Raw genomic sequence first — 14,140 nt, 5'->3', positions numbered from 1 at the left:
GTGGCACTCGTGGTGGCCGGCGAATGGCTGGCCCGCCGCCCCGCCAGAGGGGGCGGCCTGCCGGACCTCGCCCCGGCCGCGCTGGCCGCCGGCGGCGTGGCCGCGCTGTTCGGCGCCGCCTACGCCGCCGCCGTGATGTACGGGCTGCTGCCGCCGGTGGTGGGCTTCGTGCTGATGGCGGCCGCAGGCGTCTTCGGCCTGCTGCTGTCGCTGCGGCGCGGCCCGCTTGTGGCGGCGGTAGGCCTGGCCGGCGCCTTCCTCACCCCCGCGCTGGTCGCCACCGAAGACCCGTCGTTGGCGGGGCTGTCCGCCTACCTGGTGGTGGTGGTCGCGGCAGCCATGGCGGTGGTGCGCGCCACTGCCTGGGGCTGGCTCGGCTGGTGCGCGGTGGTGGCGGGGGCGCTGTGGGTGCTGGTCGGCACGGTTGTGGCGCAGCCGGGCGAGCTCCGGGCGCCGGCCGCCTTCGTGCCGGTCGCCGCCGCGACCTTCCTGCTGCTGCTGCCGCGCGAGGCACTGGGCACGCGGCTCGGCCGCGCGCTGGCGCATGTGCCGCCGGTCGCCCTGGGCCTGGCGCTATTGCCGGTGACCTTCGGGGATACCGACATCGCCCCGCCGCTCGGTATGCTGATGCTGGCGCCGGTCGCGATCCTGGCCGCGCGGCGCGAGCCGCTGCTGTTGCGACTGCCCTGGATCGCCGCGGCGCTCGGCCTGGTCGCGCTGCTCGTGTGGGTGGTGCCCGCCTGGACCCCCACCGGCGAGCGCGTGACCATCGAGGGCGCCGTCCAGGCGATCCTGCCCGGCGCCTGGGTGCCGGAGGCGCTGACCCGCTTCCTGGCGCTCTGCGCGGCCTTCGCGGTGCTGCACCTGCTGGCGGGGCTGGCGCTGGAGACGCGGGGGGGCATGCCGTGGGCCGGCCTCGCGGCCACGGTGCCGGTGCTGACGCTGCTGGTAGCCTATGCGCGGGTGCGCGGGCTTGCCACCGATCCGACCTGGGCGCTGTTGGCCTGCGCGCTGGCGGCCGTGCATGTCGGGGGAACGGCGCGCGGGCTGCGCGCGGGCGATGCCGGGCGCGCGGGTGCGCATGCCGCGGGGGCCACGGCGGCGCTGGCACTCGGTGTGGCGATGGTGCTGCGCGACCAGTGGCTGACCCTGGCGGTGGCGATCTTCCTGCCGCCGCTGGCGATGATCGCGCAGCGGTTCGCGCTCGATCCGCTGCGGCGGGTGGCGGCGGCGGTGGCGGCGGTGGTGCTGGTGCGGCTCGCGGCGAACCACTTCGTGCTCGGCTACGACTGGGGCGGCTGGCCGCTGCTGAACGGGCTGCTGCTGGCCTATGGCGTGCCGGCGGCCTGCTTCTGGTGGGCGTCGCGCATCTTCCTCGCGCGCAGCGACGGGCGCGTCGTGCGCCTGCTGGAATGCGGCGCGGCGCTGTTCGCCACGCTACTGGTGCTGCTGGAGATCCGCCACTGGGCGCAGGGCGGTGTGATCGGCGCCGGAGGCTGGAGCTTCCTCGAAGCCGCGCTGCAGGCCAGCGCGCTGTTCGCCTGCGCCTGGCTGGCGCTGCTGGCGCACCGCCGCGGCGGGCGCGTGGCGATGCTCTGGGCCGCGCGGGCGGCGGGGGCTGCGGGGCTGGTGCTCGGTCTCGTGCTGCTGGCCAACAACCCCTGGACGGTGGGCGAGGATATCGCCGGCCCGCTGCTGCTGAACGCGCTGCTGCCGGCCTATGCGCTGCCGGCGCTGCTGGTGGCGATGGCGGTGGCACGCGCACCCGAGGCGCGGGTGCCGCAGGGCCTGGCGCAGGCGCTCTCGGCCTATGCGCTGGTCTCGGGCTTCGCCTGGGTGACGCTGGAGGTTCGCCGCGCCTTCCACCCCACCGAGATCGGCTGGGCGGCGATCACCGAGGCCGAGATGTACGCCTATTCCGGCGCCTGGCTGCTGCTGGGCGCGCTGCTGCTGGCCATCGGCATCCGCAGCGGGCGCAAGGAGATCCGGCTGGCGGCGCTGGGCGTGATCGCGCTGACCACGCTCAAGGTCTTCCTGTTCGACATGGGGGCGCTGGTCGGGCTGTGGCGCGTGCTGTCGTTCCTCGGGCTCGGCCTCGCGCTGATCGCGCTGGGGGCGATCTACCGGCGCTTCGTCGTGACGGCGCCCGCTACGCCGGCAGGTGGGGCAGCGCCGCCGGCGTGACCTCCCAGACGCGCCCCGTCGCCGGCGGGGCGCACCAGATCGGCAGCGCGTTTGGCGTGCGGACATTCGGCTCGTGGCCCAGGGCGAGGCGCAGCGCGCGGAACAGCGCGCCATGGGCCACCACCAGCACCGGGCCGGGCCGGGCGGTCGCGCGGTTGATCGCGGCGACCGCCCGGTCGTGCAGCGCGGCGAAGGTCTCGGCGCCCTCGGGCGTGTAGGTGCCGGCGATCCAGTCGTCGTACCAGTCGCCCATCGGCTTGCCTTCCTCGGTGCCGAAGCCGACCTCCATCAGGCCCGGATCGGTCGCGACCGGAAGGTTCAGTGCCTCGGCCACGATCTCGGCCGTGCGCAGCGCGCGCGACAGCGGCGAGGCGACGATCGTCGCGATCCCGCGATCCACCATGGCAAGGGCGGCGCGGTGCGCCTGCGCCAGCCCCACGGTGTTGAGCGGGATGTCGGTATGCCCCTGGCTGCGGCCCTCGGCATTCCAGTCGGTCTCGCCGTGGCGCAGGAACCAGAAGGGCGTGGGGGTGAGCGCGATCGTCATCCGATCTCCTGTTCGCGGGCCAGGGCGGCGATGATGGCGGGATGCGCGGCGACCTTTGCCGCCAGCGCCGTCGCATGCGGCAGGTCATCGGTGGCGGCGCCGAGGAAGGTGGCGAAGCGCAGCAGGGAGCCGAGGAAGATGTCCGGCGCCGAGACCTGCGCGGTGCCGAGCAGCGTGCCGTTCGCCATCTTTGCCAGCGCCGCATCCGCGAAGGCCAGCGCGTCGCGCGCTCGGGGCGCGGCGGCGGCGCGCACCACGTCGGCCGCTGCCTCGTCGCCGCCGGTCAGCAGCCTGGACTGGAAGGCGGGCATGAACACGTTCGCCATGCGGAAATGGCACCAGCACAGCCATTCCATGCCCTTCGCCCGTCCGATCGCATCGCGCGGCAGCAGGCCGGAGTCCGGCGCGGCCTCGGCCAGCCAGAAGGCCATGGCCGGGATCTCGGTGATGGTCACGCCGGCATCCGGCAGCTGCAGCGCCGCGACCTCGCCCTTGGGGTTGATGGTGAGGTAGTCCGGCGCCTTGTGGTCGCCGGCGCGCAGGCTGATGAAGCGGACATCGATGTCGAGACCGGAGACCGCGGCCATCGAATGCACGATGGTCCCGCTGGTCCTGGTCGAGGTCCAGAGGATGGGCTTGCTCATGTGTCGTCTCCCGCCAATGCGATGCAGGCAAAGGCGACCTTCGCCTCGGTGGGTACGCCGAAGCGCGCGGTGTGGCGCGCCGGCAGGCCGCCCGGAAAATGCTTCACGTATTCGGCGTTGCACTCGGCGTAGTCGGCCGGGTCTGTGATCAGCATGGTCACCTGCACCGCGCGGTCGAGCGACGTACCGGCATCGCGCAGGATGGACGCGACCATCGCCAGCGCCTGACGCGTCTGCTCCGCAGCCGTGGCACCGCGATGGATGCCGAGCGCCGGGTCGTGCGGCGCCGAATGACCCGAGACGAAGACCAGCCCGCCCGCGCGCGTGGCGCGGCTGAAGGGCCGCGCCTCGTTCGGCGCGGGATGGCCGATGATGTCGAAGGTCACGTGGGCAGGCCCTCGAGCTCCAGCGTGCGGCGTACGGCCGGCCGCGCCAGCATGGCCTTGAAATGCGCATCGAGATGCGGCGGCAGCGGGATGTTGAAGCGCCGCGCCGCCCAGTGCTCGATGAAGAACAGCGCGCTGTCCGCGATGGAGTAGCCCGAGGGCAGCACCCAGGTCTCGCCGCGCCAGCCGGCCTCGATGACGTTCATGTACTTCACCGCCAGTTCGCGCCCCTGGGCGACGATGGCGGGCTCGTCCTCGGCGCGCAGGGCGAAGCGGTTCGGGCGCGACTGCCGCGTGAAGGCCTGCGGATGCACCGTGCCGCAGACGTAGTCCAGGAACTCGGCGCAGCGCGTCTGGCCTTCGAGGTCGGCCGGCACGAGCCCCGCCTCGGGGTTGGTGCGCGCCAGCCACATCGCGATCACCGGGTATTCGGTCAGCAGCGTGCCGTCGTCACGGAGCAGCGCCGGGACCTTCGACTTCGGGTTGATGGCGACGTAGGCGGGCTCGTATTGCGCGTTGTTCCTGAAGTCGAGCGGGGCCGGTTCGTAGGGCTTTCCGATCTCCTCCAGCACCACGTGGATGCCGATGGAACACGCGTTGGGCGCGTAGAAGAAGCGCATCACGCGAGGCCTTCGGCCGTCATCACCCGCTGCACCGCCCCGCGCGCCTTCATGCGGGCGTAATGCCCCGCCACATTCGCCGGCAGGTCCTTCTGCAGGCGCGCGTTCCACCAGAACGAGACATAGAACAGCGCGGAATCGGCGAAGGAATAGGTGCCGACCAGCCAGTCCTTGCCCTCGAGCGCCTTGTCCATCAGCGCCAGGCCCTTGCTGAAGATCTCGGCGCCGCGCGCCTTCACCGCGTCGTGGTCGGCCTCGTTGGGCGCGAAATTGGCCGGGCGGAACATGCGCGAGAAACCCTGCATGTGCATGGTCGCGACGCAGTAGTCGGTGCATTCCAGCGCACGCGCCTGCGCATCCATGCCCATTGGCATGAGCCCGGCGGTGGGGAAGCGGGAGGCGAGCCAGAAGGCGATGGCGGGGTATTCCGTCAGCACGCTGCCGTCGTCGCGCTCGAGCGTCGGCACCTTCGACTTCGGGTTCACGCCGGTGAATTCCGGCTTGAACTGCGCGCCTTCGCGCAGGTTCACGAGCACCGCCTCATAGGGCGCGCCGGTCTCCTCGAGCAGGACATGGATGCCGACCGAGCAGGCGCCGGGGGAATAGTAGAGCTTCATGGACGATCGTCCTTCCGTTCCGCCGCCGTCCAGGCGGGTCGCCGGACAATCCTCCGGAGGCGGGGGCTTGGCAAGGCGGGCTCAGAGACCGTTTGGGAATGCGCCGCGCGGCGCATTCTGCAGTGCGGCGCCGGCCCGATCCCCCACCCGGCCACCCAACGACAGTATCCTGGATGGGTGACCGGGCGGGTGAGCAGCCCGGGGCCGGCATTCTCAAACGGTGTCTCAGCCGAGGCGCGCGAGCCAGACGGTATGCCCGCCGCAATCGGGGTCCTCCGCGGCGTGGCCCAGCACCGCGAAGCCGTGCGTGGCCAGCAATGCCCGGTATTCCGCCGGATCGAGGCTGGCATGGAACAGCGGCTCCCCGCCGAGGGTTCCCATCGCGATGCCCTGCGCGGGCCCCGAGGTGAACATCAGTGTGGCACCTGGCGCGGCGTGTGCGGCGAAGACCGGGAACATCGCCCGCTGGTCGTCGTGGCGCAGGTGGAAGAAACTGTCCCAGGCCAGGATGCCGTCGAAGCGACGGCCGAGCGCGAGGGCGCGCATGTCCGCCACGATCCAGTCCTGACCCGGCAGGGCGTCCCGCGCCATGGCGATCATCTCGGGCGACGAATCGACGCCCGTCACGGCATGGCCGAGCCCGGCGAGATGCGCCGCGACCGGCCGCCCCGGCCCGCAGCCGAGGTCGAGTACCATGCCGCCCGCCGGCAACAACGCCGCGAAGCGCGCCAGCCAGCCACGTTCGACGCCGGGTTCGGTTCCGCGCGCGACGGCCCAGGCCCGGGCGTGGCGGCGGTAGAGGCCGACGATCCTGCCGGCCTCCTCGTCGCTCAATTGAACAGCGAGGAGACCGAGGATTCCTCGCTGATGCGCTTCATCGCCTCGGCGAGCAGCGGGGCGATGGTGAGCTGGCGGATGTTGCGCGAGATGCGCACCGCTTCCGTCGCCTGGATGGAATCGGTCACGGTCATCGTCTCGATCGGCGCCGCGCCGATGCGCGCCACCGCGCCGCCCGAGAAGACGCCGTGCGTCACATAGACGCCGACCGACTGCGCGCCGTTCTTCAGCAGGGCCTCGGCCGCGTTGCACAGCGTGCCACCGGAATCGACGATGTCGTCCACCAGTAGGCAGTGGCGCCCTTCCACCTCGCCGATCACGTTCATCACTTCCGACACGCCGGCGCGCGGGCGGCGTTTGTCGATGATGGCGAGATCCACGCCGAGCCGCGCGGCAATGGCGCGCGCGCGCACCACGCCGCCGACATCCGGGCTGACCACCATCAGCTCGCGCCCTGCCAGGCGCTCCTGGATGTCGCGCGCGAACAGCGGCGCGGCGAAGAGGTTGTCCACGGGAATGTCGAAGAAGCCCTGGATCTGCGCGGCATGCAGATCCATGGTCAGCACGCGGTCGGCGCCGGCGGTGGTGATCAGGTTCGCTACCAGCTTGGCGCTGATCGGCGTGCGCGGGCCCGACTTCCTGTCCTGCCGCGCATAGCCGAAATACGGGATCACCGCCGTGATGCGCCGCGCCGAACCGCGCTTGAGCGCATCCAGCGTGATCAGCAGCTCCATCAGATTGTCGTTGGCGGGATACGAGGTGGACTGCACCACGAAGACATCCTCGCCGCGGACATTCTCGTGGATCTCGACGAATACCTCGAGGTCGGCGAAGCGGCGGACCGAGGCATTGGTCAGCGGGATCCCGCAGGCGGCGGCGACAGCCTCGGCCAGGGGGCGGTTGCTGTTGCAGGCGACGATCTTCATGGCCGTGGGGCTCCGGGCGCCACAGGCGCGGGCGGGTCGGGGGGCGCGGGTTCGTAGCAACGTGACGGTGATGTGTAAATCAGCCTGCCCTATCCGTGCCCGGAAGCGGCGCCATGCTACGCGTACATGGCGCAGCGCCCGGCGACTCGCGACGGAGACGGAAGCGGAAAGGATTCACCGATGTGGAGCGAGTCATCCTGCAACACGCCCGACCGGAACGCCAGGCGGGCGGCGCGCCGGACCAGCCTGGCCGCCGCGCTGCTGGCAGGCCTGGCCCTGGCGCAGCCGGCGCTCGCGCAGAACACAGGGCGCGAATACGACGCCGCGGGCCGCAGCGTCGGGCGAACCGAGGCGACGCCCGGCCAGGATCGGCACTACGACGCCTCGGGCCGCCTGGTCGGCCGGTCCGAGAGCCGCGGCGACACCACGCGCCACTACGACAGCAGCGGGCGCACCCTCGGGCGCACGGAACGCAGCGGCGACACGCTGCGGCATTACGATTCCTCGGGTCGCGCGATTGGCCGCACCGATTGGTCGGGCGGCACAGGCCGTCTCTATGATGCTTCCGGCCGCAGCCAGGGCCGGATCGAGCGTAGCGGCGACGCCTGGCGCCGCTACGACGCGCAGGGCCGCCTGGTCGGCCGCGGCACCGGGCCCGCGCCGACCCGGTGACCGCGCGCCGGCGTCAGCCGCCGTGCTTGGCGACGATGCCCTTCACCTCGTCCATCGCCTCGGCGAAGCGCTTGTTCAGCAGGCCGATCGCCTCGCTGTTCGAACGCTGGATTAGGTCGGCCAACTCCTGCAGGTTCGCCACCGCCTTCTCGTATGTGGACTTGGCCAGCTCGGCCTGCTTGGCGGCCTTGTCCTGCGGCGCCTCGGCGGAGGCGAAGCCCTTCATCGCCTCGGTCATCTCGGCGACCGAGGCCTGCAGGATCTCCATGTGGCGGCGCGCGACGGCCTGAGCGCCTTCGAGCGCCACCCGATTGGCCGCCGAGAAGGCCTCGATGTTCTTGCGCTGGGCGGCGGCCAGCGCTTCCATGTCCGGCATGACGTTCGGCATGGCCGGCATCTTGAAGTCCGAGAACATCTTGAAGATGTCCATATCGGGCTTGAAGCCGAAACGGTCAGACATTGCGCACACCCCTTTTCTCTCGCGTCTGCGAAAGACTACAACAGAAACGGCGCGGCGGGGATATCGCACAAAGCGGGCGGGCGGCGAAGCGTAGAATGCGCCATCAGGCGCTGTCTCGAACGGTATCCCCTACCCGGCGCACGAGGTTCCCACCTGCGGCCCGACAGGCCGCGCGCGGCAGGTGCCGCGAAGCCAGCGGCCGCGCAAACGGCCCGCGAGGCGCCCGAAAGGCACAAAGGTGAAACTGTGTGCGCGGGCGGGGTGTCAGGTGTCGGGCGAGAGGTCCGGATCGGCCTCCGGCAGCGCCTCGGCCACGGGCAGCAGGCGTAGGGTGCGCGCGATCTGCTCGGCGCGATCCAGGGCCCGGTCCAGCGCAGCCATGGTGCTGCCGAGGTCCTCGCTCTCGTCCTCGGCCCAGGCGCGCACGGTCGCGAGCCATACGCCCACCAGGCCGAGCGAGATGGCGCGGCGGCGCCCGCCGCTGCCCTCGATCTCCGCGGCATCCAGCATCCAGCGCATCGACAGCGAGAGCTGCGGGCCGAGAAGCGCGGCCAGCGAAGGGTCGCGCCGCATGTCGCGCAGGAAGCGCAGGATGCCCACGCGATGCGGCTGCATGGCATCGAGCCGGCGCATCAGCACGTCGAACAGCCGGTCCCGCGCCGCGCCGCCCTGGCCGGGCACGGTGCCCGCCAGGACCGCATGGTCCACCCGCCGCCCGTGCAGGATCAGCACGTCGAGCCGGCTCGGGAATCGATCGCGCAGCGTGGCCAGCGGCACGCCGGATTCGGCGGCAAGCCGCCCCATGGTCAGGCCCGGCCAGCCATGGGTTGCGATCACCCGCCACAGCGCGGCCACCAATGCGTCGTCGTCAATCTCGCTCATGGCCGCAGCATATGGGGCGACAGGCTCAGCCCGCCAGTTCCCGCGCGCGATCGGTGGCGGCCTGGATCGCCTTCGACATCGCGGCGGGCCAGGCCTGCGGGTCCATCAGCACCGCGAGGGCGCGTTCGGTGGTGCCCTTGGGGCTGGTGACGGCGCGGCGCAGCTCGGCCGCATCCTGCGTGCTGGCGGCCAGCAGCGCGCCGGAGCCGGCGACCGTGGCGCGCGCCATGCGTCGCGCCATGTCGGGCGGCAGGCCCTGTTCGATGGCCGCCTTCTCCATCACCTCGGCCAGCAGGAAGACATAGGCGGGGCCGCCGCCGGACACCGCGGTGACGGGGTTGATCTGGTCCTCGTCCTCGACCCAGGCGACCTCGCCCACCGCCTGGAGCAGGGCATCGGCCAGGGATTTCTGCGCGGCGGTCACGCCAGGCGCGGCATAGGCGGCGGTGAAGCCCTGGCGCACCGCGGCGGGCGTATTGGGCATCGCGCGGACCAGCGCCGCGTCCTCGCCCAGCGCGGCCCGCATCGAGGCGACCGAGCGGCCTGCCATGATCGAGACGAACAGCGCCCCGCCCGCGGTGAAGCGCGCATAGGCCGGCAGTGTCGCCGGCGCCTCCTGCGGCTTGATGGCGAAGACCACCGCCCCAGGCGCGAAATCTGCGGGGATGGCGGTGGCATCGGGGATGATGGTGGCGCGATGCGCAAAATCCGCCGCTGCCGGGGCATGCGGTTCGACCACGATGGCGCGCGACAGGCCGCGTTCCAGCCAACCGGACAGCATGGCGCCGCCCATCTTGCCGCAGCCGATGAGGAGGAGGTCGGGGAGAGTCTCGGTCATCGGGGCAGCGTGGCGCCGCGGCGGGCGGGCCGCAAGGCCGCCCGGTGCAGCGGCGTGGCCGCAGGGTTGCGGCCGAGCCGGGGCCGGGGGAGGCGCGCCTCCCCCGGGCGCGATCAGCGGCGCAGGTTCAGCCGGCCGATCAGGGTCTCGTAGCGCTTCTGGTCCTTGCGCTTCAGGTAGTCGAGCAGGCCACGGCGCTGGCCGACCAGCACCAGCAGGCCGCGGCGCGAATGGAAGTCCTTCGCGTGGGTCTTGAGGTGCTCGGTCAGGTTGGAGATGCGCTCCGACAGGATGGCGACCTGCACCTCGGGGCTGCCCGTGTCGTTGGGGCCGGTCGCGTAGTCCTTGATGACCGCCTGGCGGCGTTCGGCAGTGATCGACATCGGGTTATCCTTCGTGTTGGCCGGGGTTTTCCCCTTCGGCAATGGTGTTGGCCGGCGCGGCGCCGCGGGGGCGCCGTTGGGCCTCGGAACCACCCTGGTCCAGCCACCGTTCCGGCTTCAGCAAGCCGTCCTCGAAGCGGGCGAGACCCATCAGGCGCCCCCCCGCCATCGCCCTGGCCAGGCCCCCATCGGGGTTGGCCTCGCGCGGAACCCGGCCCATCAATTCGACCAGCGGGATGGGCTGGCCGAAGGACAGGCGGGCGGCCTCGGCCTCGGTGAGGGCCAGCGCCGGGATGTCGGCCAGCGCGGTCGTCACCGGAAGCAGCAGGTCCGGGGAAGGGGGCGGGGTATCGCCGGAAACGGCGATCCTGTCCAGCGGAACCGCGTCCTTCTCGTGGAAGGGGCCGACCCGCATGCGGCGCAGGGCGGCGATGTGCCCGAGCGTGCCGCAGGCCTTGGCGATGTCGCGCGCCAGCGAGCGCATGTACACGCCCTTGCCGGACTCCACGAAGAAGATGGCGGTGTCGGCGTCGGGGCGCTCGATGAGCTCGAAGCGATCGACGCGCGCGGGGCGCGGGGCCAGTTCCACTGCCTCGCCCGCCCGCGCCAGGTCATAGGCCCGTTCGCCGGCGATCTTGATGGCGGAATAGATCGGCGGGACCTGCAGGATGTCGCCGATGAAGGCGGGCAGCGCGGCGCGGATCTGCTCGTCGGTCGGGCGGACATCGGAGGTGCCGATGAGATTGCCGTCGGCATCGTCGGAGTCCCGCGCCTCGCCCAGCTTCAGCGTGAAGCGGTACTGCTTCGTGCCGTCCATGACGTAGGGCACGGTCTTGGTGGCGGCGCCGAAGGCGATGGGCAGCACGCCGGTGGCGAGCGGATCGAGCGTGCCGCCATGGCCGCATTTCTGCGCCTGGAAAGCGCGCTTGCAGATGGCGACGACATCGGTGGACCCGATGCCCGTCGGCTTGTCGATGATCAGCCAGCCGTCGAGCGGACGGCCCTTCGGCTTGCGGTGGCGGTGATGGGCCATCTGGTGCGGTGTTCTTCGGTTCGGGTGCGAGAAGGGCCGGCGCGCGCGGTGCCGTCAGGGCGCGCTGCCGTCGGCGGGCACGGGGCGCGGCCGCCCGGCCTCGTCCAGGGCGACGAAGGTGAAGGTGGCCTCCGTCACGCGTGCGGCGTCCTCGATCGTGCGGTCGCGCCGCCAGGCCTCGACATGCACGCGGATGGAGGTGCGCCCCACGCCGAGCAGGCGGCCGTACAGGCTGACCTCGTCGCCCACGCGCACGGGCAGATGGAAGGTCATGGCCTCGACCGCGACGGTGGCGACGCGGCCGCGCGCGCGGCGCAGCGCCACCGAGGCGCCAGCCTGGTCCATATGGGCCATCAGCCAGCCGCCGAAGATGTCCCCCGCCGGGTTGGCATCGGCCGGCATGGCGATGACGCGGACCTGCGGCTGGTCATCGGGCGCGGTCATTCCTCGGTCTTCTTCGGCGCCAGGTCTCGCTGCACCTCGGGGCGCTGCATCACGTCGTTGATGTGCATGGCGTAGTCGAGCGCAGTGTCCGGCTGGAAATGCAGGTCGGGCGCGTAGCGCAGGCGGACGGATCTCGCGATCTCGCGCCGCAGGAAGGACGAGACGCGCTTGAGCGCGGCCAGTTGGTCCTTGTTCAGCTCCTTGCCCAGCGCCGAGACGAAGGCGGTCATGTGCTTGAGGTCGGGGGAGGCGCGCACTTCCGTCACCGTCACGCGCAGGTCGTGCAGGTCGGGGTCGCGGAATTCCTCGCGCGCGAAGATGCCCGACAGCGCGTGGCGGATCTCCTCGGCGACGCGCAGCTGGCGCTGGGAGGGGCCTTCGGCGTTGCCGTGGTGGTGGTGCTTGCTCATGAAACCTACCTCACCGCCTGAACCCAGCGGCGCACCGCAGGTGCGCCGGGAGCGCAAAGCGCGACCGCGCCCAGACCATCAACCGCGCGGGGCGCACCGGTGCCGGGCGCGAAAGCCAAGCGCGCGGATGCGCGCGCCCGGCGCTTGAGGGCGAAGAAAACTACGCCGCCGCCACGGTTTCAACCTCGAAGCACTCGATCTGGTCGCCCACGCGGATGTCGTCGTAGTTCGCGAAGGACATGCCGCATTCGAGGCCGTTGCCCACCTCGCGGACGTCGTCCTTGAAGCGCTTGAGGGTGGACAGTTCGCCCTGGTGGATCACCACGCCGTCGCGCAGCAGGCGCACGCCCGAGCCGCGCTTGACCACGCCCTCGGTGATGCGGCAGCCGGCAACCTTGCCGATCTTCTTGACATCGAAGACCTGCAGGATCTGCGCGTAGCCCAGGAACTTCTCGCGCTGCACCGGCGCGAGCTTGCCCTTGTAGAGCTTCTCGATGTCGTCGGCGACCTCGTAGATGATCGAGTAGTAGCGGATGTCCACGCCTTCGCGGCTCGCCAGGTCGCGCGCCTGCGACGTTGCGCGGACGTTGAAGGCCACGATCACGGCGTCGGACGCCTTGGCCAGCTGGATGTCGGATTCCGTGATCTGCCCCACTGCGGAGTGCAGCACGCGCACCTTCACCTCGTCGTTGCCGAGCTTGCCGAGCGTCACGCCGATCGCCTCGGCGGAGCCCTGCACGTCGGCCTTGACCACGACGGCCACTTCCTTCTGCTCGCCCGCCTGGATGCGGGCCAGCATGTCGGTCAGGTTGCCGCGGCCCGCGCCGATCGCGGCGGTCGCCTTCTCGCGCAGCTTGCGCTGGCGGAATTCGCTGACCTCGCGCGCGCGCGCCTCGTTCTCGACCGCGATGAAGTTCTCGCCGGCCGAGGGCACGCCCGAAAGCCCCAGGATCTCGACCGGCAGGGACGGGCCGGCTTCCTTCACCTGGCGCGCCTTGTCGTCGAGCATGGCACGCACGCGGCCCCATTCGGCGCCGGCCACCACGATGTCGCCCTGCTTCAGCGTGCCCTTCTGCACCAGCACGGTCGCCACCGGCCCGCGCCCGCGATCGAGCTTGGATTCGATGACCGTGCCTTCCGCCGCGCGATCCGGGTTCGCCTTCAGGTCCAGCACTTCGGCCTGCAGCGAGATCGCTTCCAGCAGCTTGTCGAGATTGATCTTCTGCGTCGCCGAGACCTCGATCTCCTGCGTCTCGCCGCCCAGGCTCTCGACCACGATCTCGTGCTGCAGCAGTTCCTGCTTCACGCGCTCGGGCTTCACGCCCGGCTTGTCGATCTTGTTGACCGCCACGATGATCGGCACCTGGGCCGCACGCGCATGGCGGATCGCCTCGATGGTCTGGGGCATCACGCCGTCATCGGCCGCCACCACCAGCACCACCATGTCGGTCACCGAAGCGCCGCGGGCACGCATGGCCGTGAAGGCCTCGTGGCCCGGCGTGTCGATGAAGGTCACGCGCGTCCCGTCGGGCACCGTGATCTGGTAGGCGCCGATATGCTGGGTGATGCCGCCGGCCTCGTGCGCGACCACGTCGGTCTTGCGCAGCGCGTCCAGCAGCGATGTCTTGCCGTGGTCCACATGGCCCATGATGGTCACCACCGGCGGGCGCGCCACCATGTCGGTGTCGGTGTCCTCGGCACCTTCCAGGCCGACCTCGACATCGGCTTCGCTCACGCGCTTCACGCGGTGCCCGAATTCCTGCACCACCAGTTCAGCGGTGTCGGCGTCGATGGACTGCGTCAGCGTCGCCATCACGCCCATGCGGAACAGCGCCTTCACCACCTCGCCGCCACGCGCGGCCATGCGGTTCGCCAGTTCCTGAACGGTGATCGCTTCCGGCACCACCACGTCGCGCACCACGCGTTCCGTGCCGGACCGCAGGCGCTGCAGTTCCTGCTGCCGGCGCTCGCGGTCGCGTGCGCGCCGCAGGGAGGCGATGGAGCGGCTGCGCTCGTCCTCGCCCTCGATCGCGGCCTGCACGTCGATGCGGCTGTCGCGGCGGCGGTCGGTGGTGGGTGCGGCCTTCTTGACCGGCACCGGCATGGGCCGGCGGCCAGGCGCACCCGGCGGGCCGCCGGCGCGGCGCAGCGGGGCGCGGCGACCCTCATCCTCGTCATCGGAGGGCGAGCGCGCCTTCAGCGTCAGCCGCGCGGCGGGCGTCTCCTCCGGCTTGCGCGCCGCGGGGGCGGCGGCAGG

Annotated in this window: 17 protein-coding genes; 2 read left to right on the top strand and 15 right to left on the bottom strand. The window is 71.5% G+C overall.

The features are described 5' to 3' along the window. A partial coding sequence (locus tag HW578_RS13975) for a DUF2339 domain-containing protein (protein WP_198371159.1) occupies window positions 1-2,184 on the top strand: 2,184 nt, incomplete at its 5' end. Here HW578_RS13975 and HW578_RS13970 read toward each other — a convergent pair. The 7 genes from HW578_RS13970 to HW578_RS13940 all read right to left on the bottom strand — a co-directional run bounded on the left by HW578_RS13970 (window position 2,150) and on the right by HW578_RS13940 (window position 6,761). Continuing rightward, window positions 2,150-2,731, bottom strand: a complete 582-nt coding sequence (locus HW578_RS13970) for a histidine phosphatase family protein (RefSeq protein ID WP_198371158.1) — start codon at window positions 2,729-2,731, stop codon at window positions 2,150-2,152. The two genes, HW578_RS13975 and HW578_RS13970, sit on opposite strands and share 35 nt — an antisense overlap. Then, on the bottom strand, window positions 2,728-3,375 hold the full coding sequence (locus HW578_RS13965) for a glutathione S-transferase family protein (protein ID WP_198371157.1): 648 nt from the start codon (window positions 3,373-3,375) through the stop codon (window positions 2,728-2,730). Before HW578_RS13965 ends, HW578_RS13970 begins: the two co-directional genes overlap by 4 nt. Continuing rightward, on the bottom strand, window positions 3,372-3,761 hold the full coding sequence (locus tag HW578_RS28230; RefSeq protein WP_198371156.1) for a RidA family protein: 390 nt from the start codon (window positions 3,759-3,761) through the stop codon (window positions 3,372-3,374). Before HW578_RS28230 ends, HW578_RS13965 begins: the two co-directional genes overlap by 4 nt. Continuing rightward, window positions 3,758-4,381, bottom strand: a complete 624-nt coding sequence (locus HW578_RS13955) for a glutathione S-transferase family protein (protein WP_198371160.1) — start codon at window positions 4,379-4,381, stop codon at window positions 3,758-3,760. The genes HW578_RS28230 and HW578_RS13955 overlap by 4 nt, the downstream gene beginning before the upstream one ends. After that, on the bottom strand, window positions 4,381-4,998 hold the full coding sequence (locus tag HW578_RS13950; RefSeq protein WP_198371155.1) for a glutathione S-transferase family protein: 618 nt from the start codon (window positions 4,996-4,998) through the stop codon (window positions 4,381-4,383). Before HW578_RS13950 ends, HW578_RS13955 begins: the two co-directional genes overlap by 1 nt. Before the next feature lie 225 nt (window positions 4,999-5,223). Beyond that, the gene (locus tag HW578_RS13945) at window positions 5,224-5,832 is read right to left on the bottom strand and encodes a class I SAM-dependent methyltransferase (protein ID WP_198371154.1); all 609 of its coding nucleotides are present in this window, start codon (window positions 5,830-5,832) and stop codon (window positions 5,224-5,226) included. Next, on the bottom strand, window positions 5,829-6,761 hold the full coding sequence (locus HW578_RS13940; protein WP_198371153.1) for a ribose-phosphate pyrophosphokinase: 933 nt from the start codon (window positions 6,759-6,761) through the stop codon (window positions 5,829-5,831). Before HW578_RS13940 ends, HW578_RS13945 begins: the two co-directional genes overlap by 4 nt. A 180-nt stretch (window positions 6,762-6,941) precedes the next feature. On the opposite strand from HW578_RS13940, the gene HW578_RS13935 reads away from it, so the two are divergent. Further along, window positions 6,942-7,433 carry a type IV secretion protein Rhs gene (locus HW578_RS13935; protein ID WP_198371152.1) on the top strand — a complete coding sequence of 164 codons (492 nt, stop codon included), beginning with the start codon at window positions 6,942-6,944 and terminating at the stop codon, window positions 7,431-7,433. A gap of 13 nt (window positions 7,434-7,446) precedes the next feature. On the opposite strand, the gene HW578_RS13930 is transcribed toward HW578_RS13935, so the two are convergent. The 8 genes from HW578_RS13930 to infB all read right to left on the bottom strand — a co-directional run. After that, window positions 7,447-7,893: a phasin family protein gene (locus tag HW578_RS13930; protein WP_198371151.1), complete on the bottom strand. Its 447-nt coding sequence runs from the start codon at window positions 7,891-7,893 to the stop codon at window positions 7,447-7,449. A 264-nt stretch (window positions 7,894-8,157) separates the two neighbouring features. Next, window positions 8,158-8,775 carry a TetR family transcriptional regulator gene (locus tag HW578_RS13925; RefSeq protein WP_198371150.1) on the bottom strand — a complete coding sequence of 206 codons (618 nt, stop codon included), beginning with the start codon at window positions 8,773-8,775 and terminating at the stop codon, window positions 8,158-8,160. Window positions 8,776-8,800: 25 nt separating this feature from the next. Continuing rightward, complete coding sequence (gene proC, locus HW578_RS13920; protein WP_198371149.1) at window positions 8,801-9,613, bottom strand: pyrroline-5-carboxylate reductase; 813 nt, start codon at window positions 9,611-9,613, stop codon at window positions 8,801-8,803. A gap of 113 nt (window positions 9,614-9,726) precedes the next feature. Next, window positions 9,727-9,996, bottom strand: coding sequence for a 30S ribosomal protein S15 (gene rpsO / locus HW578_RS13915; protein ID WP_198371148.1), 270 nt, complete (start codon window positions 9,994-9,996; stop codon window positions 9,727-9,729). A gap of 4 nt (window positions 9,997-10,000) precedes the next feature. Continuing rightward, complete coding sequence (truB, locus tag HW578_RS13910; RefSeq protein WP_198371147.1) at window positions 10,001-11,029, bottom strand: tRNA pseudouridine(55) synthase TruB; 1,029 nt, start codon at window positions 11,027-11,029, stop codon at window positions 10,001-10,003. Window positions 11,030-11,083: 54 nt separating this feature from the next. After that, complete coding sequence (locus HW578_RS13905; RefSeq protein WP_198371146.1) at window positions 11,084-11,473, bottom strand: acyl-CoA thioesterase; 390 nt, start codon at window positions 11,471-11,473, stop codon at window positions 11,084-11,086. Further along, entirely contained in the window at window positions 11,470-11,883 is a 414-nt protein-coding gene (rbfA, locus tag HW578_RS13900; protein WP_198371145.1) for a 30S ribosome-binding factor RbfA, read from the bottom strand. The genes HW578_RS13905 and rbfA overlap by 4 nt, the downstream gene beginning before the upstream one ends. A gap of 160 nt (window positions 11,884-12,043) precedes the next feature. Then, the coding region (infB, locus tag HW578_RS13895) for a translation initiation factor IF-2 (protein WP_198371144.1) at window positions 12,044-14,140 on the bottom strand (2,097 nt) is incomplete at its 5' end.

The sequence above is a fragment of the Roseomonas rosulenta genome (genome assembly GCF_016106005.1).
Classification (GTDB): Bacteria; Pseudomonadota; Alphaproteobacteria; order Acetobacterales; family Acetobacteraceae; genus Neoroseomonas; species Neoroseomonas rosulenta.
Note: the sequence above shows the minus strand (reverse complement) of the source record. Positions and strands in the feature narration are given on the sequence as shown.